Origin of the sequence: Actinomadura syzygii (genome assembly GCF_008085905.1) — a bacterium.
In the GTDB taxonomy this organism is placed as follows: domain Bacteria; phylum Actinomycetota; class Actinomycetes; order Streptosporangiales; family Streptosporangiaceae; genus Spirillospora; species Spirillospora syzygii.
In genome coordinates this window covers 151,434-176,287 of the sequence record NZ_VSFF01000014.1, presented here as the reverse complement: position 1 = coordinate 176,287, position 24,854 = coordinate 151,434, and the positions used below count along the sequence as shown (strand labels likewise).

The following is a 24,854-nucleotide window of genomic DNA, read 5'->3' as shown; positions in this document are numbered from 1 at the left end:
AGACGCCCCACACCTCAGCGGTAGAGGCCGGTGCCGCCCAGGGAGTAGCGGCCTGGTTGGGGGCTGAGGCGGAGGCTCGTCGGGTGCCCGCCCACCCAGAGGCGGTGGACGACCCGTCCCGTCCGGGTCGACACGGCGTAGACGAGCCCGGCCGCGTCAGCGAGCCACAAGAGCGTTCCGTCCGACGACACGCCGCCGGGAGCCGGGGAGTTGACGCTCGGCAGCGGCCACCGGGACGTGACCCGCCGCGCCGCGAAGTCGACGGCCGCGAGGACGCCGTCGCCCACGACGAACAGGCGCCGCGCGTCCCGGCTGACCGCGAGGCCGCGCGCACCCGGCGCCGCCGGGACGAACCCCAGCAGGACGAGCCGCCGCGCGTCCACCAGCCACAGCCCGCCCTTCACCGGGTCGGCGACGTAGAACACGGCGCCGTCGGGAGAGAGCCGCAGGTCGCCGGGACGCGCCCCGTCCGGCAGCCGGAGCACCCCGGAGACGCGGCGTCCGGCGAGGTCGACGCGGGTGAGCCCGCCCGCCGCTGGGCAGGTCGCGACGAGCGCGGAGCCGTCGGCGACAAAGTCGGCGTGCCCGGCGGCGCACGGCAGCGGCACCGTCGCCTTCCGAAGCATCGTGCGCGGGTCGCGGACATCGACCCGTCCCGGCTCATCGTGGGGGGACGACCCCCCACGCCCCCCGGAACCGCTCGGAGGGACGGCGAGGACGAGCGCGTCCCGCCCGTCCGGGGTGAAGTACAGCCCTGCCGGGCTCGCGACCGGGACGTAGTACGCCCGCCCCACGCCCCGCGACCCGACCGGGACGAGCTGGCCGCGCATCGGATCGGCCGCCCACAGCCGCCGCAGGTCCCACGACGGGACGACCGCCGCCGCCCACGCGGGAAGCCGCGCGACGACGCGCGGTCCGGACGGGTCGACGACGTCGACGCGCGGGCCGTTCGCCACGTACAGGCGGGGCGGCGTCCCCCGCGCGGCCGGTGCGACCATGCCGGGCCCGGCGGAGGCGTAGACGTTGACGACGGCCGGGGCGGCGTTGCGCCGCCCGGAGTCGGGTGCCGTCCGATGGCCGCGGTCCGCGCGCGGCGGCTGGTAGGGGGCGGGGCCGCCGAGGCCGACGACCGGCTGGTCAGGGGGACCCTCGCCCGGCCGGTAGAACGGGACGGGCGACGTGCAGCCGCCCGCCGCCCCGCCGGTCAGCGCGAGCCCGAGCGCCGCCGCGACCGGAAGCGCGGCGTGCCGTGTCCGTCGTCCGCGCGGTCCCATCCCTGGTCACCCCCCTCGTCGGCGGGGACCTTACCGATTGGCGACGGTGAGTGCCCGGTCAATCGCAAAACGTGTTCGCGTTCGTGGCGTGACCCGGGGAAACGTCAGTCGGACTTGCCGATCCCGATGCCGAACTCGCGGTAGACGCGCTCCCAGAAGCCGTCCCGCAGCCAGGTGCGGGCCTCCTGGTAGGGGCGCAGCGACCCGCCGAGCTCCTTCTCCGCCTCGATCAGCAGCTCCTTGTCGATGACGGGCGGCAGGATCGGTCCGGGCAGCAGGTCGCGGATGTTGTCCCGGCCCCGCTCGAAGATCCACTTCTGTGCGACGTGCTCGCCGATCTCCAGCATGTGGTCGCGGTCGGGCCCGAGCTTGCCGTCGGACACGGCGGCCGCGGCCGAGTTCATCGACGCGGCGACCGTCGCGGGCGTCGCGCCGCCCGCCACCGGGACGGCGGTGCGGGCGCCCACCCCGGCCGCGGGCTTGACCGCCGGGGGACGTCCGGCGAACACCTGCGACGGCGACGGGACGGGGCTCGTCCGCTGCGCGGCGGCCGCGGCGTCGCGGACGGCGGCCGGGCTGCCCGGCGCGGGCTGCGGCAGCAGCTTGGCCTTGGTGAAGTACGGGCGCAGGAAGTCGGCGGGCAGCACCTCGACCGTGTCGGACTCCCACACGAGCCACTCGGCCTGGTTCGAGCCGTGCGTCGGCTCGACGCCCCACAGGTGGACGCGCACGCCGTACCGCTGGGCCGCCTCGACCGCCGGCAACATGTCCTCATCGCCCGCGAGCAGCACGGCGTCGGTGATCGCGCGGTGCCGGGCAAGGGCCTCGAGGTCGGCGCGGAGCTGGGCGTCCACGCCCTTCTGCTGGCCCTGCGCGTTCAGGTTGCCGAGCCGCAGCTTCACCAGCGGAAGGTTCGCGATCACCCGCTGGTCGACGGTCGGCTGCCGCTTCGGCGCCGCGTCGAACCAGTACACCCGGAGCAGTTCGCCGCGGCGCTGCTCGTCCGCGTGGTCGGTCAGCGCCTTGATCAGCTTCTCGGCCGCGACCCGGTATTCGCGTCTGGAGCCGCAGCTCAGCAGCAGGGCGCCGGAGGCCGCGTAGAGGTACCCCGCGTCGACGAAAATGGCGTAGCGCGCGGGCTGTGGGACGAACTCCGAGGTGGCCATGGCCTTCCACCTTATTCGTGCCCGGCCCCCACTGGGCGTGAACCGGGGTTGTCCGTCACCCCGCGCACCGCGACTGTGGCGGGCCCGCCCGGCCCTGGTCGGCCGGGGCGGGCGGGCGGGGACCGGTCAGCGCGGGAGGGCGCTGGCGCGCCACGCGCCGGGGCCGCGCGGCCGCAGGTCCCCGGCGGACGTCGCGCGGACGAGCCGCGTCCGGTCCGCCCACCGGGACGGCCGGGCCGGACCACCGCCGTCCCGGGCCGCCGCCGCGGTCCGGGCGCGGCGGGTCAGCACGGCGACGAGGGCGGCGATCTCCGCCGGCCCCGGTTCGCCCCGGACGATCTGGACGAACGGCTTGTCGGCGTCGGTCACCGTTTCTCCTGGGAGGTTCGAGGCGAGCAGGACTAGAGCGGGATGTTCCCGTGCTTCTTCGGCGGAAGCGTCTTGCGCTTCTCGCGCAGCGCCCGCAGCGCCCGCACGACCTGCCCGCGCGTCTCGGCGGGCCTGATCACGTTGTCGACGTAGCCGCGCTCGGCCGCGATGTAGGGGTTGGCGAGCGTGTCCTCGTACTCGGTGATCAGCTCGGCGCGGCGGCCGTCCGGGTCGTCGGCGGCGGCCAGCTCGCGCCGGTACAGGATGTTCACCGCGCCCTGCGCGCCCATCACCGCGATCTGCGCGGTCGGCCACGCGAGGTTGATGTCGGCGCCGAGGTGCTTGGAGCCCATGACGTCGTACGCGCCGCCGTACGCCTTCCGCGTGATGATCGTGACGAGCGGGACGGTCGCCTCCGCGTACGCGAACAGCAGCTTCGCGCCGCGCCGGATGATCCCGTTCCACTCCTGGTCGGTGCCGGGGAGGAAGCCGGGGACGTCCACGAACGTCAGCACCGGGACGTTGAAGGCGTCGCAGGTCCGGACGAACCGCGCCGCCTTCTCCGAGGCGTCGATGTCGAGCGTCCCGGCGAACTGCATCGGCTGGTTCGCGACGACGCCGACCGAGTGGCCCTCGACCCGTCCGAAGCCGGTGATGATGTTCGGCGCGTACAGCTCCTGGACCTCCAGGAACTCGCCGTCGTCCAGGACGCGCTCGATCGCGACGTGCATGTCGTACGGCTGGTTCGGCGAGTCGGGGATGAGGGTGTCGAGCTCCTCGTCCAGTTCGGAGGGGTCGACCTCCGCCGGGAGGACGGGTGCGTCCGACAGGTTGTTGGACGGCAGGTAGGACAGGAGCGCCTTGACGTACTCGATCGCGTCGTCCTCGTCCGAGCCCTGGTAGTGCGCCACGCCGGACTTGGAGTTGTGCGAGTGCGCGCCGCCGAGCTCCTCCATCGTCACCTCCTCGCCGGTGACGGTCTTGATCACGTCCGGCCCGGTGATGAACATGTGGGACGTCTGGTCGACCATGACGATGAAGTCGGTGATCGCGGGCGAGTACACAGCGCCGCCCGCGCACGGCCCCATGACCAGCGAGATCTGCGGGATGACGCCGGACGCGTGCACGTTCCGCTTGAAGATCTCCGCGTACAGGCCGAGCGCGACCACGCCCTCCTGGATCCGCGCGCCGCCGGAGTCGTTGATCCCGATCACCGGGCAGCCGGTGGTGACCGCGTGGTCCATGACCTTGCAGATCTTCTCGCCGAAGACCTCGCCGAGGGAGCCGCCGGAGACGGTGAAGTCCTGGCTGAACACGGCGACGGGACGTCCGTCCACGGTGCCGTGCCCGGTGACGACGCCGTCGCCGTAGGGCCGGTTCCTCTCCATCCCGAAGTTCGTGGACCGGTGCCGCGCCAGCTCGTCGAACTCGACGAACGAGCCCGGGTCGAGCAGGGCGTCGATCCGCTCGCGGGCCGTCATCTTGCCCTTGGCGTGCTGCTTCTCGACGGCGCGGGCCGATCCGGCGTGCACCGCCTCGTACCGGCGGCGCGCCAGGTCCGCGATCTTTCCCGCCGTGGTGTGGACGTCGTACTCAGCGGGGGGTTCAGGGGCTTCCATCGCCATGCGGGCCAGCGTAACCGGACGCCGTTCGGGTCCGGGCGCGCGGGGGCCGCCGACCGCTGACCGGGCCGAACGCGGCGGGACGCGGCTCGTTACGCTGGCCGGGTGGCTACGAAGACGCGCGACACCTTCCGGCAGGACCTGCCCGAGCCGCTCCGCCGCGACGTCCGCCTGCTCGGCGCGATGCTCGGCGACGGCCTGGTCGAGTACGGCGGCCCCGGCCTCCTGGACGACGTCGAGCGGCTGCGGCGCGCGGTGATCGCGGCCCGCCGCGGCGAGGCGTCCGGGGCGGAGGCCGCGTCCCTCGTCGCCGGGTGGACGCTGGAACGCGCCGAGCAGGTCGCCCGCGCGTTCACCGTGTACTTCCACCTGACGAACCTCGCCGAGGAGCACCACCGCATCCGGACGCTGCGGGAACGTGACACCGGCGACACCGTCCCCGGGTCGGTGGCGGCGGCCGTGGAGGAGATCCGCGCGACCGGCGAGGACCGGCTCGACGCGCTGGTCGAGGGCCTTGAGTTCCGGCCCGTCTTCACCGCGCACCCGACCGAGGCGCGCCGCCGCGCCGTCGTCACCGCCATCCAGCGGATCAGCGACCTGATGACGCGGCTCGACGCCGGGCCCGGCTGGACGGAGCGCGAGGAGATCGAGCGCGCCCTCCGCGAGGAGATCGACCTCCTCTGGCGGACGGCCCTGCGCCGCGAGGCGCAGATGGACCCGCTCGACGAGGTCCGCACCGCGATGGCCGCGTTCGACGAGACGATCTTCCGCGTGGTGCCGCACGTCTACCGGACGCTCGACCGCGCGCTCGACGGCGGCGACACCGGCGCCCGCCCGCCGAAGGCCCGCCCGTACCTGCGGTTCGGGAGCTGGATCGGCGGCGACCGGGACGGCAACCCCTACGTCACCGCGCAGGTCACCCGGGACGCCGTCATGATCCAGGCCGACCACGTGCTGCGCGCCCTGGAGGCGGCGTGCGGGCGGATCGGGCGGGAGCTGACCGTCAACGAGGGCACCACGCCCGCGTCGCCGGAGCTGCTGGGCGCCCTCGCCGCCGCCCGCACCGCGCATCCGGAGCGCCTCCGCGAGATCGCCAAGCGGTCGCCGGGCGAGCCGCACCGCCAGCTCCTGCTGCACGCCGCGTCCCGGATCGCCGCGACCCGGGAACGGGACGCCGACCTCGCCTACCCGTCCCCGGACGAGCTGCTCGCCGACCTGCGGACCGTACAGGGGTCGCTGGCCGGGGCGGGCGCGCCGCGGCAGGCGTACGGGCGCGTCCAGCACCTGATCTGGCAGGTCGAGACGTTCGGCTTCCACCTCGCCGAGCTGGAGATCCGGCAGCACTCCGAGCTGCATGAGAAGGCGCTGGAGGAGGTCCGCGCGGGCGGCGAGCGGTCGGAGATGACCGAGGAGATCCTGGAGACGCTCCGCGTCGTCGCCTGGATTCAGCGGCGGTTCGGCGTCCGCGCCTGCCACCGGTACATCGTGTCGTTCACCCGCTCGGCCGCCGACATCGCGAACGTGCACGAGCTGGCCGCCTCGCTCGGCGACGGCGCGCCCGTCCTGGACGTGATCCCGCTGTTCGAGACCGGCGAGGACCTGGAGCGCGCCCCGTCCGTCCTGGACGGGATGCTGGAGATCCCCGCCGTCCGGCGCCGCCTGGACGACACCGGCCGCCGCCTTGAGGTCATGCTCGGCTACTCCGACTCGGCCAAGCAGCTCGGCCCGGCGAGCGCGACCCTGCGCCTCTACGACACGCAGGAGGCGCTCGCCGCGTGGGCCGCGCGCAACGACGTCACGCTCACGCTGTTCCACGGCCGGGGCGGCTCGCTCGGCCGCGGCGGCGGGCCCGCGAACCGGGCGATCCTCGCGCAGGCGCCCGGCTCGGTCGCGGGCCGCTTCAAGGTCACCGAGCAGGGCGAGGTGATCTTCGCCAGGTACGGGCACGGCGAGATCGCGAAGCGCCACGTCGAGCAGGTGACCAGCGCCGTCCTGCTGGCCTCGACGGACGCCGTGCAGGAGCACGCCCGCGCGGCCGCCGACCGCTTCCGCCCGCTCGCCGACCGGCTCGGCGAGGCGGCGCGGGCCGCGTTCCGGGCGCTGATCGAGACCGACGGGTTCGCCGCCTGGTTCGCCCGCGTCAGCCCGCTGGAGGAGATCGCCGAGCTGCGCATCGGGTCGCGTCCGGCGCGCCGCAAGGCCGCCCGCGGCCTGGAGGACCTGCGCGCCATCCCGTGGGTGTTCGCCTGGACGCAGACCCGCGTCAACCTCCCCGGCTGGTACGGCCTCGGCAGCGGCCTCGCCGCCGTCTCCGCCGACGGCGCCGACCTCGCCGGGCTCCGCGACGCCTACGAGACGTGGCCGCTGTTCAACACCCTGCTCGACAACGCCGAGATGAGCCTCGCCAAGTCCGACCGCGCGATCGCCGAACGCTACCTGGCCCTCGGCGAGCGTCCCGAGCTGACCGAGACCGTCCTCGCCGAGTACGACCGCACCCGCCGACTCGTCCTCGCGGTGACGGGCCACGAACGGCTGCTGGAGAACCGGCGCGTCCTGTCCCGCGCCGTGGAGCTGCGCAACCCGTACGTGGACGCCCTCTCCCACCTCCAGCTCCGCGCCCTACAGGCCCTCCGCGCGGGCGTCGCCAACGACGACGAGCGCGCCCACCTGGAGAACCTGCTCCTCCTCTCCGTCAACGGCGTGGCCGCGGGCCTCCAGAACACGGGATGACGCTGATGGCCTCCCCCCGGATCAGACCCGCCACGCAGGACGACCGCGCCCGGATCGAGGAGATCGTCGAGGCCGCCTACACGCCCTGGGCCGAGCTCATCGGGGCCCGTCCCCTCCCCATGGACGCCGACTACACGGCCCTGATCGACGCGGGCCATGTGTTCGTGACCGGCGACGGGCCGCACGGCGTGATCGTGCTCATCCCCGAGGACGGCGCCCTCCTTGTGGAGAACGTCGCCGTCGCCCCCGACCGCCACGGCCGGGGCCTCGGCGGCGCCCTCCTCGCCTTCGCCGAAGACCACGCCCGCGCACTGGGCCTACCTGGCCTGCGGCTTTACACGAACGAGCTGATGACGTCCAACATCGCCCGCTACGAACGACTCGGCTACCGCGAGACCGGCCGCCAGGACATAGGCGGCCGCTACGTCATCCACATGTCCAAGCCTCTCGGCTAGGACGGCCAGTTCGGGGTGCGCTTCTCGTTGAAGGCGGCTATGCCCTCGCGGCGGTCGGGGGAGAAGGCGGCGGTGCGCCAGGCGTTGTCCTCAAGGTCGAGGCCCGCTTCCAGGGCGGAGCCGATGCCGAGGCGGAGGGCGCGCTTCGCGGCGCGGACGGCGACCGGCGAGTTGCCCGCGATCACGCGGGCGATGGAGAGGGCCTCCTCGCGGGCCGCGCCCGCGGCGACCTCGCGGTCGGCGAGGCCGTAGGCGACGGCCTCGCCCGCGCGCAGGCGGCGGCCGGTGAGGACCAGCTCGGCGGCCCTGCCGGGGCCGAGCCGGTGCAGCGCGAGCTGCGTCCCGCCGCCGCCCGGGACGAGTCCCACGGTCACCTCGGGCAGCCCGAACACGGCGGTCTCGTCCGCGACGATCATGTCGGTGGAGAGGGCGAACTCGCAGCCGCCGCCGAGCGCGTAGCCGTGCACGGCCGCGATCACGGGCTGCGGCAGGTTCAGCACGCCGCCGAACGCCGCCCGGAAGATCGGCCGCTGCGCGAGGATCTCCTCGTCCGTCATCGCGTTGCGCTCCTTGAGGTCGGCGCCCACGCAGAACGCCTTCTCCCCGGCCGCGCTCAGCACCACGGCGCGGACGGACGCGTCCGCCGCCACCTCGGCGCACACCGCGGCGAGCCGCCGCGCCATCGCCGTGGACAGGGCGTTCAGGGCCTCGGGCCGGTCGAGCACGATCTCCGCGACGTGACCGTCGCGCCGCAGCGTCACACCATCCATGGGAGGCACCCTAACCACGGCCCTCCGACCACGGGCGTCCGGGACACTCGACGCCTGCCCTCATGATCGGGCCGCGCGTGATGTTGGATGGACGCGTGAGCGACTCACCGTACGGAGACCTCGACCGGCCGCCGCTGCACGAGGCGGCGCTGCACCGCGCGCTCGTCCGGGACGGCGGGCTCTGGCGGGAGGTGCGGGTCGTCCCGGAGACGGGGTCGACCAACGCCGACCTCGCCGAACGGTCCCGGGACGGCGCCCCGGAGGGCACCGTGCTGATCACCGAGGTGCAGACCGCCGGGCGCGGGCGGCTCGGCCGGACGTGGACCGCCCCCGCGCGGTCGGCCCTGACGTTCTCGATGCTGCTGCGCCCGAAGGTGCCGGTGCGGACGCTCGGCTGGGCGTCGCTGCTGACCGGCGTCGCGGTCGCGATGACCGTCCGCCGGATGACGGCGTGGTCGGAGGCCGGGGAGGGGTTCCTCGGCGCGGACGCGGGCCCGGCGGGCGACGCGGCCGTGGACGCCCGCCTCAAGTGGCCGAACGACCTGCTCGTCGGCGACCGCAAGCTCGCCGGGATCCTCGTCGAGAAGGTCGACGACGGGATCGTCGTCGGCGTCGGCCTGAACGTCGGCCTGCGCGAGGACGAGCTGCCCGTCCCGACCGCGACGTCCCTCGCCATCGAGGGCGCGCCGCTGAGCGACCGGGCGCCGCTGCTCCGCGCGATCCTCCGCGAGTTCTCCACCTGGTACCGGGAGTGGACGGCCCTCGACGGCGACCCTGAAACCAGCGGCCTGCGCACCGCGTACAAGGAGCTGTGCGTGACGCTGGGCCGCCAGGTGCGGGTGGAGTTGCCGGGCGGGGAGTTCCTGCCCGGGACGGCGACGGACGTCGACGAGGCCGGGCGCCTCGTGGTCGCCGGTCCGGGCGGGGAGCGCGCGATCAGCGCGGGCGACGTCGTGCACGTCCGATGAGGGGTGCAGGTCCGATGACGGATGGACGTCCGAAGAGGGGTGCACGTCCGATGAACGGATGGCGTCCGGTCCGGGTCCCGGCGGTGAAAGCGCGGTTGATCTGCAACGATATGTCCCGATACCGAGTCGGGACGCCGCCGCCACGGCCGTGGGCGGCGGACTGAGGGGCGGAGGATGAAGGCCGGCATGCCGGACCCGAAGGAGATCGAAGAGCTGCTGCTCGGCGGCGAGCTGCGGTACAACCGCGTCGACGCCGTGCGGCTCGCCGGCGTCTCCCGCGAGTTCTCCGGCCGGGTGTGGCGCGCGTTCGGCTACCCCTCGATGCCGGACGACGCGGTCGCCTACACCGAGGGCGACGTCGCCGCGCTGGACCGCATGCGCCGCCTGGTGGACGACGGCGTCCTCGACGAGGACGGCGTGATCCGGCTGGTCAGGGCGTTCGGCCAGACCATGACCCGGCTCGCCGAATGGCAGGTCAGCCTGCTGCGCGACATGCTCGCCCAGGAGGCCCGCGACGCCGCGTCCCCCGAGGCCGTGCAGACGATCGTGGACGTCGCGGAGAAGCACATCGGCGAGTTCGAGCCGCTCGTCGTGCACGCCTGGCGGCGCCAGCTCGCCGCCGCCGGGACGCGCGCCCTCGCCGCCGCCGCGACCCGCGAGAACGGCGACCCGGCGGGCCGCCCGCTCACCACCGTCGGGTTCGCGGACATGGTGTCGTTCACCCAGGTCAGCCGCGAGCTGGAGGAGATCGAACTCGCCCGGATCGTGGAGTGGTTCGAGGAGACCGCCGCGGACATCATCGCGTCCTGCGGCGGCCGCCTCGTGAAGACGCTCGGCGACGAGGTGCTGTTCAGCGCGGAGACGCCGGAGATCGGCGCGGAGATCGCGCTGACCGTGGCGGCGGCCATCCAGGACGAGACGGAGGTCCCGGACGTGCGGGTCGGCGTCGCGCACGGGCCGGTCCTGCCGCTGATGGGCGACCTGTTCGGGACCACGGTGAACCTCGCGGCCCGGCTGACGTCGCTGGCCCGGCCCGGCTCGGTCGTGATCGACGGGGAGCTGGCCGGGGCGCTGGAGGCGAGCACCGAGTTCGAGGTGACGCGGATCGTGCGGCGCCCGGTCCGCGGGCTCGGCATCATCCAGCCGTACGTGCTGCGCCGCCGCCGTCCGGGCGCGGCCGCCGTGGCCCCGGCGCCCGCGGAACCGGAGGCGTCATGACCGGAGCGAAGCGAGGATCATGACGCCGACCCTTCGGGGGTCTGGGGGTCGCCCCCCAGAAAGGCAGGGCGTCGTGACCGTCGTCAGACGGGCTTGATGCTGTCCTCGCCGGGAGCGTCGGTGAGGCGCTGGAGGTAGTTCTGCTCGCCGAGCGCCTGGACGAGGCTCAGCTCGGTCTCCAGGTAGTCGATGTGCTCCTCCTCGTCGGCGAGGATGTCCTCGAAGATCCGCGCGGACGTGATGTCGCCGCGCGAGCGCATCAGCTCGATGCCGGGACGCAGCCGGGCAACGGCCTCCATCTCGACCGCGAGGTCCGCTTCGAGCTGCTCGAAGACGGTCTGGCCGATCCGCAGCGTGCCGAGCTTCTGGTAGTTCGGCAGCCCCTCCAGGAACAGGATCCGGTCGGTGAGCCGCTCCGCGTGCTTCATCTCGTCGAACGACTCGTCGCGGGTGTGCTCGGCGATGCGCGTGTATCCCCAGTTCGCCTGCATCTTGGAGTGCAGGAAGTACTGGTTGATCGCGGTGAGCTCCGCGGTGAGCTGGTCGTTCAGCAGCGCGATGATGTCCTTGTCGCCTTCCATGGCCCCCATGCTTCCACGGCGGGCTGGTTCGGGACAGCACTAACCCCCGCAGGAGCGTGTCCGCCCTGGTGGCGGGCCGCTGCGGGGGCGGAGGCTCAGGCGGCGGTCGGCGGGGCGGCTCCTTCTCCGGCGGCCTCGGCGAGCACCGGCTCGGCGGCGACCGGCTCGCCGATCGCGGGCTCGGAGATCGCGGGTTCGGAGAGGCCGGGCTCCGGGACGGCGGTGAGCGCGGCGGGCCCGCCGGTGAGGGCGTCGGCCAGTTCGCTCGCCGTCCTGTACTCGCTGACCATGCGGTAGATGCGCTTGGTGCAGGATCCGCATCCGGGCTTGAAGCCGCAGGCCGCCTTGACCTCCCTGGCGGAGGCGCAACCGCTGGCCATGCAGCCGTTGACGTCGTCCTCCGTGATGGCGTTGCAGATGCAGACGTACATCGGCAGGCGGACCTTCCGTGCGGCTCGTGTCCCGGACAAATGCCCCACCAGGGGTTCTTAGGTGACCCTCATTAAGGTAAGGCTCCCCTAAGGTAGCTCAGAGATGTCCGTTCTGACCAGAGGGCTCCCAATCGGTGTGATCCACCCCTCAGCGGGAAGGGCTTTCACCGCGTGCGCGCCCCGCGTGTCGCAGCGACGAGAGGCGGGACATTGGCTCAGGTCTGGCCGGGCGACGCATACCCCCTCGGCGCCCGGTTCGACGGCGCGGGCACGAACTTCGCCGTGTTCTCCGAGGCCGCCGAACACGTGGAGCTGTGCCTCTTCGACGGCCCGGCGGGCGACGGCGCCGAGACCCGGATCCCGCTCCCGGAGGTGGACGCGTTCGTCTGGCACGCCTACCTGCCGGGGATCATGCCGGGTCACCGCTACGGGTTCCGGGTGCACGGCCCCTACGACCTGCGCCGGGGGCAGCGCTGCAACCCGGCGAAACTGCTGCTCGACCCGTACGCGCAGGCCGTCGAGGGGGCCATGGACTGGGACGAGTCCTGCTTCGGCTACCGGTTCGGCGACCCGTGGTCGCGCAACGACGCCGACTCGGCGTCCCACACGATGCGGTCGGTGGTGGTCAGCCCCTACTTCGACTGGGGGGACGACCGTCCGCCGCGCATCCCGTACCACGAGACGGTGATCTACGAGGCGCACGTCCGGGGCCTCACCGCGCGGCATCCGGACGTCCCGCGCGCGCTGCGCGGCACCTACGCGGGCCTCGGCCACCCGGCGGTCATCGATCATCTGCGCTCGCTCGGGGTGACGGCGGTGGAGCTGATGCCCGTCCACCAGTTCGTCCAGGACGACATCCTGGAGCGGCGCGGGCTGCGCAACTACTGGGGCTACAACACCATCGGGTTCTTCGCGCCGCACAACGAGTACTCGTCGTCCGGGCAGCGGGGCGAGCAGGTGCTGGAGTTCAAGGCGATGGTGAAGGCGCTGCACGAGGCCGGGATCGAGGTGATCCTGGACGTCGTCTACAACCACACCGCCGAAGGCGACCACCGCGGTCCGACCCTGTCGTTCCGGGGCATCGACAACGCCTCCTACTACCGGCTCGCCGACGACGATCCCCGCTACTACACCGACACGACGGGCACCGGGAACAGCCTGCTGATGCGCGGGCCGCACGTGCTTCAGATGATCATGGATTCGCTGCGGTACTGGGTGACCGAGATGCACGTGGACGGGTTCCGCTTCGACCTGGCCGCGACGCTCGCCCGCGAGCTGCACGAGGTGGACCGGCTGTCGGCGTTCTTCGACCTCGTCCAGCAGGATCCGGTGGTGTCGCAGGTGAAGCTGATCGCCGAGCCGTGGGACGTGGGCGAGGGCGGCTACCAGGTCGGCAACTTCCCGCCCCTGTGGACGGAGTGGAATGGCAAGTACCGCGACACGATGCGCGACTACTGGCGCGGGGAGCCGGGCGCGATGCCGGAGTTCGCGTCCCGGCTGACCGGGTCGTCCGACCTGTACGCCGACGACGGGCGGCGGCCGATCGCCTCGATCAACTTCGTGACCTGCCACGACGGGTTCACGCTGCACGACCTCGTCTCGTACGACCACAAGCACAACGACGCCAACGGCGAGGGCGGCCGGGACGGCACCGACGACAACCGCTCCTGGAACTGCGGCCACGAGGGCCCGACCGACGATCCCGGCATCCTCGAACTGCGCGCCAGGCAGAAACGCAATCTGCTGACGACGCTGTTCCTTTCGCAGGGCGTCCCGATGCTGCTGCACGGCGACGAGATCAGCCGCACGCAACGCGGGAACAACAACGGCTACTGCCAGGACAACGAATTGTCCTGGGTCGACTGGACGGGCCTGGAGGACGGCGATTTCCCCGACGAGCGCGGGACGCTCCTCGACTTCGTCCGGCGGCTGTCCCGGTTGCGGACCAGGCACCCGGTGTTCCGGCGCAGGCGCTTCTTCCTCGGCGACCAGCGGCCGAAGAAGGCCCGCGCGAACGGCCGTCCGGAGGAACTCCCCGACCTCGTCTGGTTCACCCCCGGCGGCGCGGAAATGGCCGGAACCGACTGGACGGCCGGATTCAACAAGGCCCTGGGCGTCTTCCTGAACGGCGACGCGATAGGCGAGCCCGACCGGCGCGGCAGGCAGGTCACCGACGACTCGTTCCTGCTCCTGTTCAACGCGGACGACGGCGACCTCACGTTCACGCTCCCGCCCGCCTCCTACGGAGGGACGTGGACGCCCGTCCTCGACACCGCCGACCCGCTGCCCGGCCCGGACGAGACCGTGAAGGCCCGCGAGACCGTCGCGGTCGCCGCCCGGTCGATCCAGGTCCTGCGCCGGGACTGAGCCGTGACCTCCGCCTTCACCGACGACCCGCACGACCTGCACGACCTGCCCGACCCGCACGACACGTACGCCGAACCCGCTCCCGACGAGCCGCTCCCCGGCGAACCCCCTGGTGAGGAGACCGTGTCCGAGGACCACCTGGACGAAGAGCACCTGACCGCCAAGAGCAGAACCGGCAGGCACAGCATCGGCAAGCACGGAGGCGTCCCCGCGGAAGACGAGGCCGCCGCGCCGCCGTCCGGCACCTACCGGCTCCAGCTGCGCGGCACGCCGGAGGGCCGCTTCGGCTTCGCCGAGGCCGCCGCGCTCGCCCCCTACCTGGCCTCCCTCGGCGTGTCGCACGTCTACCTGTCGCCGATCCTGCAAGCCGCGCCCGACTCCACGCACGGCTACGACGTGATCGACCACTCCCGGCTCTCGGCGGAGCTCGGCGGGTCGGAGGCGTTCGGCGCGATGGCGGCCCGGTTCCGCGCGCACGGGCTGAGACTGCTGGTGGACGTCGTCCCGAACCACATGGCGATCCCGTCGCCGCCCGATCTGAACCTGCCGTTCGCCGCCGTCCTCGCGGACGGGCCGTCCTCGCCGTTCGCGAAGTGGTTCGACGTGGACTGGACGGCCGGGGGCGGACGGATCGTCCCACCCGGCGAGGGCGAGCCCAACTACCGCCGCTTCTTCGACATCTCCGGCCTGATCGGGCTCCGCCAGGAGGACCCGGAGGTCTTCGAGCGCACGCACGCCCTGCTGCTGAACCTGGTCGAGGAGGGCCACGTGGACGGCCTGCGCGTCGACCACCCGGACGGCCTCGCCGACCCGCGCGGCTACCTGCGGCGGCTGTCGGAGAAGGCGCAGGGCGCGTGGCTGCTGGTCGAGAAGATCACGGCGGGGGAGGAGCGGCTGCCGCCCGACTGGCCGTGCGCGGGCACCACCGGCTACGACGCGCTCGGCATGGTCGGCGGGCTGTTCGTCGACCCGGCCGGGGAGAGGCCGCTCACCGACTACTACGTCGCGCTGACGGGCGGCCCGCACGACTTCGCGGACGTGGAGTACGAGTCACGCCGGTACGTCGCGACGCATGGATTGAAGCCGGAGATAGAGCGGCTTCAGGGCGTCCTCCAGAGAGTGGTGGGTGAACGCCGTCCTGGTCTGGAGCGGGCTTTGGTCGAGTTGCTCGTCGCCATGCCCGTTTACCGCGCGTACGTCGTCCCTGGACAGGACCCGTCGCAATCGGCCATCGACGTCCTGGACGAGGCGGCAGGCCGTGCCCGCGCGCATCTGCCAGAGGAAATGCACGCGGATCTCGAATTCGTCGTGGAACTGGCCCTCGGACGTGGCGAGCGCACCGATGCCGAGTTCATCGTCCGGTTCCAGCAGACGTCCGCGCCCCTGGCGGCCAAGGGCGTCGAGGACACGGCGTTCTACCGGTGGAACCGCATGGCCGCGCTGAACGAGGTGGGCGGCGACCCGGAGCGCTTCTCGGTCAGCCCCGAGAATTTCCACGCGTTCTGTATAAGGACGGCGAGGGACTGGCCGTCCACGATGACCACGCTGTCCACGCACGACACCAAACGGGAAGAGGACGTACGGGCGTGGCTGTCCGTGCTGTCCGAACTTCCCGTCGAATGGACGGAGGCCGTCGAACGGTGGCGGAACTGGGGTCCGAGCCCATCTCCTCTGGAGCCTGATCTCGAATACCTGCTCTGGCAGACGCTCGTCGGCGCTTGGCCCCTCACCATCGGACGCCTGGAGGAATTCCTCACCAAGGCGATGCGCGAGGCCAAGACACGCACGTCGTGGACAGACCACGACCCCGCGTACGAGCGTGCCGTCCTCGAATACGCGCGGGGCGTCCTGGCCGACCCCGACCTCATCACCGACATGACCTCGTTCGTGCGCAGACTCGCCCCCTACGCGCGGTACAACACGCTGGGGCAGAAGCTCGTCCAACTGGCGATGCCGGGCGTCCCGGACGTCTACCAGGGCTGCGAGCTGACCGGGCTCGCGCTGGTCGATCCCGACAACCGGCGGCCGGTCGACTACGGGCGGCGCCGCGAGCACCTCCTGCGGCTCGACACCGGACGCCAGCCGAAGGAGGTCGACGACGAGAAGCTCCTCGTCACGTCGCGGACGCTGCGGCTGCGCCGGGCCCATCCCGAGTGGTTCGGGCCCGGCTCCCGGCACGAGCCGATCACCTCGCGCGGGCCCGCCGCCGAGCACGTCGTCGGGTTCGCCCGCGGCGAGGCCGTCGCGCTGGCGACGCGCCTGCCGGTCGGCCTGGAACGCAAGGGCGGCTGGTCCGGGACGAGGGTCGACGTCGCCCACCAGGGCTGGCGGGACGTCCTCACCGGCTGCACCCACATGGGCCCGATCCTGGACGCCGGACGGCTGTTCGAGACGCTGCCCGTCGCGCTGCTCGTCCCCCGGGAGATCGATCGGTGAGCACGCGGTTCGAGGTGTGGGCGCCGTCTGCCGGGCGTGTGGAGGTCGAGGCAGACGGCGTCCGGCATTCCATGGACGCATCACCGTCCGGCTGGTGGGAAGTGGATGTCGCGGGCACCGCGCCTGGCACCGACTACGGGTTCGTCTTGGACGACGCGGACGAAGTGCTGCCCGACCCCCGCTCGCCATGGCAGCCGCAGGGCGTCCATGGGTTGAGCCGCGTCTACGACCACGACCAGTTCGCTTGGACGGACCAGCACTGGCACGGACGTCCCCTCCCCGGAAGCGTCCTGTACGAGATGCACGTAGGCACGTTCACGCCCGAGGGGACGTTCGACGCAGCCACCGAACGACTCGACCATCTCGTCGCGCTCGGGGTAGACGCGGTGGAGATCCTGCCCGTCGCGTCCTTTCCCGGAAAACACGGATGGGGATATGACGGTGTTCACCTGTGGGCGCCGCACGAGCCGTACGGCGGCCCGGATGCGCTCAAGCGTTTCGTCGACGCCGCCCACGCGCGCGGGCTCGCGGTGATCCTCGACGTCGTCTACAACCACCTTGGCCCGGACGGAAACCGCCTCGCCGGATATGGCCCGTATTTCACCAGCACACACCCGACACCATGGGGCGACGCGGTCAACTTCGACCAGGAAGGCTCGGAGGAAGTGCGCGCCTTCGTCGTGCAGAACGCGTTGATGTGGCTGCGCGACTACCACTTCGACGGGCTGCGGCTCGACGCCGTCCACGCCATCACCGACCTCGGGGCGGTGCACGTCCTCGAAGAACTCGCGGGCGCGGTGGCGGGCCTTTCGGCGCATCTCGGACGCGAACTGTTCCTCATCGCCGAATCCGACCTGAACGACCCGCGCCTGGTGACGTCCAGGGAGGCGGGCGGATACGGCCTCGACGCGCAATGGAGCGACGACTTCCACCACGCCCTGCACGCCGCGCTCACCGGCGAGAGGCAGGGCTACTACTGCGATTTCGGCGCCTTGGAAACCCTCAAGAAGGCGCTGACGAACGTGTTCGTCCACGACGGGACCTGGTCGACCTACAGGGGCCGTCGCCACGGGCGTCCGGTGGACGTCCTGAAAACGCCCGCGCACCGGTTCGTCGGCTTCCTCCAGAACCACGACCAGATCGGCAACCGGGCGACCGGCGACCGGCTCGGCGCCGTCCTGGCCGACGCTGACGCGGGTGCGCCGCCCGGCCTGCTCAAGGTCGGCGCGGCGCTGCTCCTGCTCGCGCCTTTCACGCCCATGCTCTTCATGGGCGAGGAATGGGGCGCGTCCACGCCGTGGTGCTATTTCACCGACCATCAGGACCCCGAACTGGGGCGCGCCGTCAGCGAGGGACGCCGCCGCGAGTTCGCGCGGCACGGCTGGACGGGCGACGTCCCCGATCCACAGGCTGTGGATACTTTCCGGCGGTCCGTCCTCGACTGGACCGAGCCCGATCTGCCGCACCACCAAGACCTGCTGGAATGGCACCGGGCGCTGATCGCGCTCCGCCGCTCCCGCCCCGAGTTGAACGATCCGCGCCTCACGGAGACGACCGTCGAGACCGGCGACGACGGGGCCCGCTGGTTGATCATGCGGCGCGGTCCGATCCGCGTCGCGGCGAACGTCGGCGACGTGCCCCTCGTGCTCCCGGCGTCCGATCCCGGCGCGCCGCCGCCCCGCCTCCTGCTCGCGTCAGACCCGGCAATCCGCCTGGACGCGGACATGATCGGCGATTCCGGAACCGCCGCGCTCGAACTTCCGGCCGCCTCCGCGGCCATCGTCGGCTGACCGGCGGCTGATCGTCGGCTGACCGGCGGCGACGGGCCCCAGGCGGGATGTGGACTGCATCCCGATTCCGCCTGAAAAGCGGTGTTCGAGGATGTACTACGAGTGGCAAACCGCAGGTCAAGAGCGCGGCGGCAGCCGGGCAATGTTCAAGAATGGTCATACGATCGGTTCATGACCTCAGTACTGCTCGCCGAGGACGACACGTCCATCTCCGAGCCTCTCGCCCGCGCGCTGCGGCGCGAGGGGTACACCGTCGAAGTCAGCCCGGACGGCCCGCAGGCGCTGGAGCGGGCGCTCGGCGGCGGGGTGGACCTGATCGTCCTGGACCTCGGCCTACCCGAGCTGGACGGCCTTGAGGTGGCCCGCCGGGTGCGGGCCGAAGGGCACGGCGTGCCCATCCTGATCCTGACCGCGCGTGCCGACGAGGTCGACACCGTCGTCGGGCTGGACGCGGGCGCCGACGACTACGTGACCAAGCCGTTCCGGCTGGCCGAGCTGCTGGCCCGGGTGCGGGCGCTGCTGCGCCGCGGCAGCACCGAGACCCCGATCGTCCAGGGGGTCCGGATCGACGCCGAGTCGCGCCGCGCCTGGATGGGCGACCAGGAGCTCCAACTCACGACCAAGGAGTTCGACCTGCTGCGGGTCCTCGTCCGCGACGCGGGCAAGGTCGTCACCCGCGAACAGATCATGCGCGAAGTGTGGGACACCAACTGGTGGGGTTCCACGAAGACGCTCGACATGCACATCTCCTGGCTGCGCCGCAAGCTCGGCGACGACGCCGGCAGCCCCCGCTACATCACGACGGTGCGGGGCGTCGGCTTCCGGTTCGAGCGCGGCGACTAGGGCACGCCCTACCGGCCGCCACGGTCGCGCGGGTCGTCCCGGCGCCTTCCCGAGAGGCGCCGGGTCCCTGCCGCGCGGTCCGTGGCCCCACCCCTGAAGGAGCCCTGATGAGGCGCCGACTCCTCCTGTCGACGCTCGCGGTGGCGGTGGTCGCGATCCTGTCGCTCGGCATACCCCTCACCTACTTCGCCCACAGACTCTCCTACGAGAAGGAGAGCCGGTCGCTCGACCGGGAGGCGTCGTCCATCGCCGTCGGCGTCGGCTTCAGCCTGGAGTCGAACCGTCCCGTCACCGGCGCGATGATCGCGCGGGAGTACCCGGGGCGGCACGTGTCGATCGTCATGCCGGACGGCCGGACGCTCACCGCCGGGCCGCGGCGCCGCGGGCCCGTGCTGTCCGCGGACCGGTCGAACGGCGCGGTGCGCGTGCGGGTGTCCCGGCCGGAGGCGGAGATCCGCGACGACGCGATGCGGCGGATGCTGTTCATCGGCAGCCTCGCGCTGCTCGGCGTCGCGCTGACCGTCGGCCTCGCGATGGTGCAGGCCCGCAAGCTGACCGTCCCGCTCGTCGACCTCGCCGAGACCGCCGACCGGCTCGGCAGCGGCAACGCCAGGCCGCGCCGCCGCCGCTACGGCATCCCCGAGGTCGACCGGGTCGCCGAGGTGCTGGACCGCAGCGCCGTCCGGATCGCCGACTTACTCGCCGCGAGCCGCGAGTTCGCCTCCGACGCGAGCCACCAGCTCCGCACGCCGCTGACCGCGCTGTCCATGCGGCTGGAGGAGATGATCGACGCCGCCGACTACCCGGACGTCGTCCGGGAGGAGGGCGCCGCGGCCGTCGCGCAGGCCGAGCGGCTCGTCGCGGTCGTCGAGCAGCTGCTCGCCCGCGCCCGGCACGACCGGACCGGCGCCGCGATCGCCTCGCCCATCGACGAGATCATCGCCCAGCAGGTGGAGGAGTGGCGGCCCATCTTCCGGCGGGACGGCCGGGACGTGCGGATCGTCGGCGAGCAGGGCCTCGTCGGCATGACCAACCCCGAGGGCCTCTCCCAGATCGTCGCGACGCTGCTCGACAACTCGCTGATGCACGGCGCGGGCACCGTGACCATCCACACCAAGCCGGGCGTCAGCTCGGTGGTCGTCGAGGTCGGCGACGAGGGCGCCGGGATACCGGCCGAGCTGGAGCCGCGGATCTTCGAGCGCAGCGTCAGCGGCGGCCGGGGCACCGGCCTCGGGCTCTACCTGGCCCGCTCCCTCGCGATGGTGGACGGCGGGCGGCTGGAGCTGATCCAGTCGCGTCCGGCCGTGTTCGGGGTGTTCCTGCGCCAGACCGAGCAGGCCCGGCTGGCGGAGGAGCGCGTCGTGATGGGCCCCGCGTGAGCGGGCTCCGCTAGCTCAGCGGCGGGTGAACTGGGCGTAGTCCTCGGCGTGGCGCGCGTCGAGCGGGTGGCCGAGCCGCGGGGCCGGGCCCTGCTGTCCGTGCGGCTGTCCGTTCGGCTGCGCGCGGTGCGCGCCGGGCGCGGCCGGGGCCTCCGGCAGCCCGGACGCCGGGTCGACCTGCGGCGCGCTGGACGGCAGGAACACCCACTTCTTGTACGACCAGAAGCGGAACAGGGTGGCGAAGCCCGTCCCGATGACCAGGGCGGCGTTGTAGTAGACCGCGCCGCTCAGCCCGAGGACGTAGTGCGAGAACCCGATGAACAGCTCGGTGATGACCAGCCCGACGCCGTTCAGCGCGAAGAACAGGACGTACTCGCGGCCGAGGCCGGTGCGGTCGCGGTGCCGGAACGTCCAGTACCGGTTCGCCAGGTAGGCGAACGTCGTGGCGACCACGGTGGCGATGCCGTTGGACGTCAGCGGGCCCATCCCGAGGCCGGTGTGCAGGCCGTTGCCGATCCCGAAGGTGATGACGAACGCGATCGCGCCCACGCTGCCGAACTTGGCCAGCTCCCGCACGAGGTGCGCGAACTGCCGATGGATCTTGGCGACCAGGCTCACGAAGGGGAACCGTCCTTCCGGACTTCGTCTCTGCGCCGCGGCGGACAGGCCGCGGCGCCTGCGGAGGCATCACGAGGATAGACGCCCGCGCGCGCCAGGACGTCGGAACATGAACGTTTCACGTCGTCCGTGCGTTCCTTGCCCATTGTCGCGATCCCCACACACCAGGGTTCGACGCGGGGTCCGGCGGGTTCGTTCACGCCGGTCGGCCGATACGCTGCACAGGTGACGTATCCGGCTGACACACCCGTCGTGGGGATGGCGGGCGGGGGCCAGCTCGCCCGGATGACCCAGCAGGCGGCGATCGCCCTCGGCGTGTCGCTCCGCGTCCTCGCGGGCGCGGCGGACGACTCGGCCGCCAAGGCCGTCTCCGACGTGCGGGTGGGCGACGACCGCTCCCTCGACGACCTGCTGTCCTTCGCCAAGGGCTGCGACGTCGTGACGTTCGACCACGAGCACGTCCCAGGGCCGCACATCCGGGAGCTTGAGGCTTCGGGCGTGCCGTGCCGTCCGGGCGCCGCCGCCCTCGCCCACGCCCAGGACAAGCTGGTCATGCGCGAGCGGCTCAGCGGGATGGGCGTCCCGTGCCCGGCGTACGCGCACATCCCGGCCGCCGGCGCGCTGGACATCCTCGAAGCGTTCGCCGCCGAGCACGGCTGGCCGGTGGTGCTGAAGGCGACGCGCGGCGGCTACGACGGCAAGGGCGTCTGGATCGCCGCCGACTCCGGCGAGGCCGCCGACCTCGTGCCGCGGCTGCTGGCCGAGGGCGTCGACCTGATGGCGGAGCTGCACGTCCCGTTCCGGCGGGAGCTGGCCGCGCTCGTCGCCCGCTCCCCGTACGGGCAGGGCGCCGCGTACCCGATCGTGGAGACCGTCCAGGAGGGCGGGATCTGCACCGAGGTGATCGCGCCCGCGCCCGGCCTGTCCGGCGACCTCGCCGCCGAGGCGCAGCGGCTCGCGCTCGCCGTCGCCGACGGGCTCGGCGTCACCGGGCTGCTCGCCGTCGAGCTGTTCGAGACCGACGCCGGGCTGCTGGTGAACGAGCTGGCGATGCGCCCGCACAACTCCGGCCACTGGACGATCGAGGGCGCCCGCACGTCGCAGTTCGAGCAGCACCTGCGCGCCGTCCTCGACCTGCCGCTCGGCTCCACCGAGCCCACCGCCCGCTACACGGTGATGGCGAACGTGCTCGGCGGCGACGACCCGGACGTCCACTCCCGCTACTTCCACGTGATGGCCCACGACCCGGGCGTCAAGGTGCACATGTACGGCAAGGAGTCGCGTCCCGGACGCAAGATCGGCCATGTGACGGTGCTCGGCGACGACCTCGCCGACCTGCGCGAGCGCGCCCGGCACGCGGCGGGCTTCCTGCGCTGGGGCAAGGCGCTCGCGGAGCGGGAGGGACGGCGATGACCGACGGCCGGGCGCCGCTGGTCGGCGTGGTCATGGGCAGCGACTCCGACTGGCCCGTCATGGAGGACGCGGCACGCGCGCTCGCGGAGTTCGACGTCCCCCACGAGGCCGACGTCGTGTCCGCGCACCGGATGCCGCACGACATGATCGCCTACGGCGAGGACGCGGCGGCCCGCGGGCTGCGCGTGATCATCGCGGGCGCGGGCGGCGCGGCGCACCTGCCGGGGATGCTGGCGTCGGTGACGCCGCTGCCGGTGATCGGCGTGCCCGTCCCGCTGAAGTACCTCGACGGGATGGACTCGCTGCTCTCGATCGTCCAGATGCCCGCCGGGGTCCCGGTCGCGACGGTCGCGGTCGGCGCGGCGCGCAACGCGGGGCTGCTGGCCGTCCGCATCCTGGCCGCGTCGGACGAGGCGCTGCGCGCCAGGATGAAGGACTTCCAGCGCGACCTCTACGGCCAGGCCAAGGCGAAGGGCGAGCGGCTCCGAGAGCGGCTCTGAGCGTCGCCCTCCGCCGTCACCGGCGGAGGGCCCATTCGACGGCGGGGCAGCGGTTCATGACGACGTCGAGCCCGGCGTCCTTCGCGCGCTTCGCCGCCGCCTCGTCGATCACCTGGAGCGGCAGCCAGACGGCCTTCGCGCCCGCCGCGATCGCCTCGTCCACGGCCTCCCCGGCGTGCTCGGCGCGGCGGTAGACGCCCACGACGTCGATCCCGGACGCGTCCGGCACGTCGGCGAGGGAGGCGTAGCCCTTCTCCCCGAGGACGTCCGCCGCCTTCGGATGGACGGGGATGATCCGCTTCCCGCGCTTCTGCAGCAGCCCGGCCTGGGTGTACACCTCGCGGTCGGGGTTGTCGCCGAGGCCGACGAACGCCCACGTCCTGGACTCGTGCAGCAGCCGCCGGATCACGGCGAGCTCGGCGTAGGGGTCGGCGGACGGGTCGGCCGGAGGGGTGGCGAGAGAATCCGTCATGTCCGCGTCAACAGCGCCCGCCGTCCGTTTAGTTCCGTTTTCAAGGACGTCCGAGGGCCCGGTAGTTCCAGCCCGCGGCCCGCCACCGCTCGGGGTCGAGGGCGTTGCGGCCGTCCACGATGTTGCGCTCCGCGACCGCCTCGGCCAGCGCGGACGGCTCCATGTCGCGGAACTCGGCCCACTCGGTCAGCAGCAGGACGACGTGCGCGTCGCGCGCGGCCGACAGCGCCGAGTCGCCGTAGGCCAGGGACGGCTGCGCGACCCGCGCGTTCGGCATCGCCTGCGGGTCGTACACCGTCACCCTGCCGCCCTGCGCGCGGATGGACGCGGCGACGTCCAGCGCGGGCGAGTCGCGGACGTCGTCGGAGTTCGGCTTGAACGCGGCGCCGAGGACGCCGACCGTCCGTCCGGCGAACGAGCCGCCGAGCAGCTCGCGGGCGAGGTCCACCATCCGGATCCGGCGCCGGATGTTGATCTCGTCGACCTCGCGCAGGAAGGTGAGCGCCTGGTCGGCGCCGAGCTCGCCCGCGCGGGCCATGAACGCGCGGATGTCCTTCGGCAGGCAGCCGCCGCCGAAGCCGAGCCCCGGGCCGAGGAACTTGCCGCCGATCCGGTCGTCGTGCGACAGCGCCTCGGAGAGCTTCGTCACGTCGGCGTGCGCGGCCTCGCACACCTCCGCCATCGCGTTGATGAACGAGATCTTGGTGGCGAGGAACGCGTTGGCCGACACCTTGACCAGCTCGGCGGTCGGGTAGTCGGTGGTGATGAACGGGGTGCCCGCGCCGAGCATCGTCCGGTAGACCTCGCGCAGCGCCTTCTCGGCGTGCTCGGCCGCGCCCTGCTCGGCGGGCAGCCCGGCGACGATCCGGTCCGGGTGCAGGGTGTCCTGGACGGCGAACCCCTCGCGCAGGAACTCGGGGTTCCAGGCGAGGACGGCGTCGCCGCCCGCGGGCGCGGTGTCGGCCAGGATCTCGGCGAGCCGGGCGGCCGTCCCGACCGGCACCGTGGACTTGCCGACGATCAGGCAGGGCCGGTCGAGCAGCGGCGCGAGGGTGGTGACGGCGGCGTCCACGTAGCGGAGGTCGGCCGCGTACTCCCCGGCCTTCTGCGGCGTCCCGACGCACAGGAAGTGGACGTCGCCGAACTCCGCCGCCTCTTCGTAGGACGTGGTGAAGCGCAGCCGCCCGCTCTCCAGCCCGCGGCGGAGCACCGGCTCCAGGCCGGGCTCGTAGAACGGCAGGTCGCCCGCCGCGAGCCGGGCGATGCGCGGCCCGTCCACGTCCAGGCCGAGCACCTCGAAGCCCAGGTCGGCCATGCAGGCCGCGTGGGTGGTCCCGAGGTACCCGGTTCCGATGACCGTCAGCCGGTAGGACACGGCCCGCTCCTTTCGATTCGCTGTCGCCGACTCGCGGCCTCAATTGTCACGTGCCCGCCACAGGTCGTCGTCTCCGC

Annotated in this window: 21 protein-coding genes; 11 read left to right on the top strand and 10 right to left on the bottom strand. The window is 72.7% G+C overall.

The genetic code is table 11. From position 1 onward, the window contains the following. Positions 1-14: 14 nt before the first annotated feature. The 4 genes from FXF65_RS34525 to FXF65_RS34510 form a co-directional block, all read right to left on the bottom strand. Positions 15-1,274 carry a YncE family protein gene (locus FXF65_RS34525; protein WP_148354269.1) on the bottom strand — a complete coding sequence of 420 codons (1,260 nt, stop codon included), beginning with the start codon at positions 1,272-1,274 and terminating at the stop codon, positions 15-17. A gap of 104 nt (positions 1,275-1,378) precedes the next feature. Further along, entirely contained in the window at positions 1,379-2,440 is a 1,062-nt protein-coding gene (locus FXF65_RS34520; RefSeq protein ID WP_148354268.1) for an NYN domain-containing protein, read from the bottom strand. Between the two features lie 126 nt (positions 2,441-2,566). Next, positions 2,567-2,809 (bottom strand): acyl-CoA carboxylase subunit epsilon, encoded by a 243-nt coding sequence (locus tag FXF65_RS34515; protein WP_148354267.1) that lies wholly within the window; start codon positions 2,807-2,809, stop codon positions 2,567-2,569. Between the two features lie 32 nt (positions 2,810-2,841). Further along, positions 2,842-4,434 (bottom strand): acyl-CoA carboxylase subunit beta, encoded by a 1,593-nt coding sequence (locus FXF65_RS34510; protein WP_148354266.1) that lies wholly within the window; start codon positions 4,432-4,434, stop codon positions 2,842-2,844. Between the two features lie 102 nt (positions 4,435-4,536). Between FXF65_RS34510 and FXF65_RS34505 the strand changes: the two genes are divergently transcribed. Together FXF65_RS34505 and FXF65_RS34500 are read left to right on the top strand one after the other, a co-directional pair. After that, positions 4,537-7,161, top strand: a complete 2,625-nt coding sequence (locus tag FXF65_RS34505) for a phosphoenolpyruvate carboxylase (RefSeq protein WP_148354265.1) — start codon at positions 4,537-4,539, stop codon at positions 7,159-7,161. Between the two features lie 5 nt (positions 7,162-7,166). Continuing rightward, entirely contained in the window at positions 7,167-7,616 is a 450-nt protein-coding gene (locus FXF65_RS34500; protein WP_148354264.1) for a GNAT family N-acetyltransferase, read from the top strand. Here the strand turns inward: FXF65_RS34500 and FXF65_RS34495 are convergent. After that, a complete protein-coding gene (locus FXF65_RS34495; protein WP_148354263.1) occupies positions 7,613-8,386 on the bottom strand; it encodes an enoyl-CoA hydratase/isomerase family protein in 774 nt (257 codons plus the stop codon). The two genes, FXF65_RS34500 and FXF65_RS34495, sit on opposite strands and share 4 nt — an antisense overlap. A gap of 95 nt (positions 8,387-8,481) precedes the next feature. On the opposite strand from FXF65_RS34495, the gene FXF65_RS34490 reads away from it, so the two are divergent. Both FXF65_RS34490 and FXF65_RS34485 read left to right on the top strand, forming a co-directional pair. Further along, positions 8,482-9,354 carry a biotin--[acetyl-CoA-carboxylase] ligase gene (locus FXF65_RS34490; RefSeq protein WP_222868883.1) on the top strand — a complete coding sequence of 291 codons (873 nt, stop codon included), beginning with the start codon at positions 8,482-8,484 and terminating at the stop codon, positions 9,352-9,354. Between the two features lie 186 nt (positions 9,355-9,540). Beyond that, entirely contained in the window at positions 9,541-10,572 is a 1,032-nt protein-coding gene (locus FXF65_RS34485; RefSeq protein WP_148354261.1) for an adenylate/guanylate cyclase domain-containing protein, read from the top strand. 83 nt (positions 10,573-10,655) lie between these two features. Here the strand turns inward: FXF65_RS34485 and bfr are convergent, their stop codons facing one another. Beyond that, positions 10,656-11,153, bottom strand: coding sequence for a bacterioferritin (gene bfr, locus FXF65_RS34480; protein ID WP_148354260.1), 498 nt, complete (start codon positions 11,151-11,153; stop codon positions 10,656-10,658). A gap of 95 nt (positions 11,154-11,248) precedes the next feature. Continuing rightward, positions 11,249-11,584 carry a (2Fe-2S)-binding protein gene (locus tag FXF65_RS44900; protein WP_222868882.1) on the bottom strand — a complete coding sequence of 112 codons (336 nt, stop codon included), beginning with the start codon at positions 11,582-11,584 and terminating at the stop codon, positions 11,249-11,251. Between the two features lie 210 nt (positions 11,585-11,794). On the opposite strand from FXF65_RS44900, the gene glgX reads away from it, so the two are divergent. The 5 genes from glgX (at position 11,795) to FXF65_RS34445 (ending at position 20,399) form a co-directional block, all read left to right on the top strand. After that, the gene (gene glgX / locus FXF65_RS34465; protein WP_148354259.1) at positions 11,795-13,951 is read left to right on the top strand and encodes a glycogen debranching protein GlgX; all 2,157 of its coding nucleotides are present in this window, start codon (positions 11,795-11,797) and stop codon (positions 13,949-13,951) included. Between the two features lie 3 nt (positions 13,952-13,954). Next, positions 13,955-16,387, top strand: a complete 2,433-nt coding sequence (gene treY, locus FXF65_RS34460; protein ID WP_222868881.1) for a malto-oligosyltrehalose synthase — start codon at positions 13,955-13,957, stop codon at positions 16,385-16,387. Next, positions 16,384-18,177 carry a malto-oligosyltrehalose trehalohydrolase gene (gene treZ / locus FXF65_RS34455; protein WP_148354258.1) on the top strand — a complete coding sequence of 598 codons (1,794 nt, stop codon included), beginning with the start codon at positions 16,384-16,386 and terminating at the stop codon, positions 18,175-18,177. Before treY ends, treZ begins: the two co-directional genes overlap by 4 nt. Before the next feature lie 171 nt (positions 18,178-18,348). Next, positions 18,349-19,020, top strand: coding sequence for a response regulator transcription factor (locus tag FXF65_RS34450; protein WP_019629095.1), 672 nt, complete (start codon positions 18,349-18,351; stop codon positions 19,018-19,020). A gap of 107 nt (positions 19,021-19,127) precedes the next feature. Continuing rightward, complete coding sequence (locus tag FXF65_RS34445) at positions 19,128-20,399, top strand: ATP-binding protein (RefSeq protein ID WP_148354257.1); 1,272 nt, start codon at positions 19,128-19,130, stop codon at positions 20,397-20,399. 15 nt (positions 20,400-20,414) lie between these two features. Here FXF65_RS34445 and FXF65_RS34440 read toward each other — a convergent pair whose 3' ends face one another. Next, positions 20,415-21,017, bottom strand: coding sequence for a GtrA family protein (locus FXF65_RS34440; RefSeq protein WP_148354256.1), 603 nt, complete (start codon positions 21,015-21,017; stop codon positions 20,415-20,417). A gap of 225 nt (positions 21,018-21,242) precedes the next feature. On the opposite strand from FXF65_RS34440, the gene FXF65_RS34435 reads away from it, so the two are divergent. Further along, positions 21,243-22,430 carry a 5-(carboxyamino)imidazole ribonucleotide synthase gene (locus FXF65_RS34435; RefSeq protein WP_281288979.1) on the top strand — a complete coding sequence of 396 codons (1,188 nt, stop codon included), beginning with the start codon at positions 21,243-21,245 and terminating at the stop codon, positions 22,428-22,430. Next, on the top strand, positions 22,427-22,930 hold the full coding sequence (gene purE, locus FXF65_RS34430) for a 5-(carboxyamino)imidazole ribonucleotide mutase (RefSeq protein WP_148354255.1): 504 nt from the start codon (positions 22,427-22,429) through the stop codon (positions 22,928-22,930). Before FXF65_RS34435 ends, purE begins: the two co-directional genes overlap by 4 nt. 16 nt (positions 22,931-22,946) lie before the next feature. Here the strand turns inward: purE and FXF65_RS34425 are convergent, their stop codons facing one another. Then, positions 22,947-23,402, bottom strand: a complete 456-nt coding sequence (locus tag FXF65_RS34425) for a CoA-binding protein (protein WP_148354254.1) — start codon at positions 23,400-23,402, stop codon at positions 22,947-22,949. A gap of 40 nt (positions 23,403-23,442) precedes the next feature. Continuing rightward, positions 23,443-24,777, bottom strand: a complete 1,335-nt coding sequence (locus FXF65_RS34420; RefSeq protein ID WP_148354253.1) for a UDP-glucose dehydrogenase family protein — start codon at positions 24,775-24,777, stop codon at positions 23,443-23,445. Positions 24,778-24,854: the final 77 nt, after the last annotated feature.

What these genes read in the sequence shown, in the direction of transcription:
- FXF65_RS34525 (WP_148354269.1), bottom strand. Translation starts at nt 1,274, where the DNA reads ATGGGACCGCGCGGACGACGGACACGGCACGCCGCGCTTCCGGTCGCG.
- FXF65_RS34520 (WP_148354268.1), bottom strand. Translation starts at nt 2,440, where the DNA reads ATGGCCACCTCGGAGTTCGTCCCACAGCCCGCGCGCTACGCCATTTTC.
- FXF65_RS34510 (WP_148354266.1), bottom strand. Translation starts at nt 4,434, where the DNA reads ATGGCGATGGAAGCCCCTGAACCCCCCGCTGAGTACGACGTCCACACC.
- FXF65_RS34500 (WP_148354264.1), top strand. Translation starts at nt 7,167, where the DNA reads ATGGCCTCCCCCCGGATCAGACCCGCCACGCAGGACGACCGCGCCCGG.
- FXF65_RS34495 (WP_148354263.1), bottom strand. Translation starts at nt 8,386, where the DNA reads ATGGATGGTGTGACGCTGCGGCGCGACGGTCACGTCGCGGAGATCGTG.
- FXF65_RS34485 (WP_148354261.1), top strand. Translation starts at nt 9,541, where the DNA reads ATGCCGGACCCGAAGGAGATCGAAGAGCTGCTGCTCGGCGGCGAGCTG.
- bfr (WP_148354260.1), bottom strand. Translation starts at nt 11,153, where the DNA reads ATGGAAGGCGACAAGGACATCATCGCGCTGCTGAACGACCAGCTCACC.
- FXF65_RS44900 (WP_222868882.1), bottom strand. Translation starts at nt 11,584, where the DNA reads ATGTACGTCTGCATCTGCAACGCCATCACGGAGGACGACGTCAACGGC.
- FXF65_RS34450 (WP_019629095.1), top strand. Translation starts at nt 18,349, where the DNA reads ATGACCTCAGTACTGCTCGCCGAGGACGACACGTCCATCTCCGAGCCT.
- FXF65_RS34445 (WP_148354257.1), top strand. Translation starts at nt 19,128, where the DNA reads ATGAGGCGCCGACTCCTCCTGTCGACGCTCGCGGTGGCGGTGGTCGCG.
- purE (WP_148354255.1), top strand. Translation starts at nt 22,427, where the DNA reads ATGACCGACGGCCGGGCGCCGCTGGTCGGCGTGGTCATGGGCAGCGAC.
- FXF65_RS34425 (WP_148354254.1), bottom strand. Translation starts at nt 23,402, where the DNA reads ATGACGGATTCTCTCGCCACCCCTCCGGCCGACCCGTCCGCCGACCCC.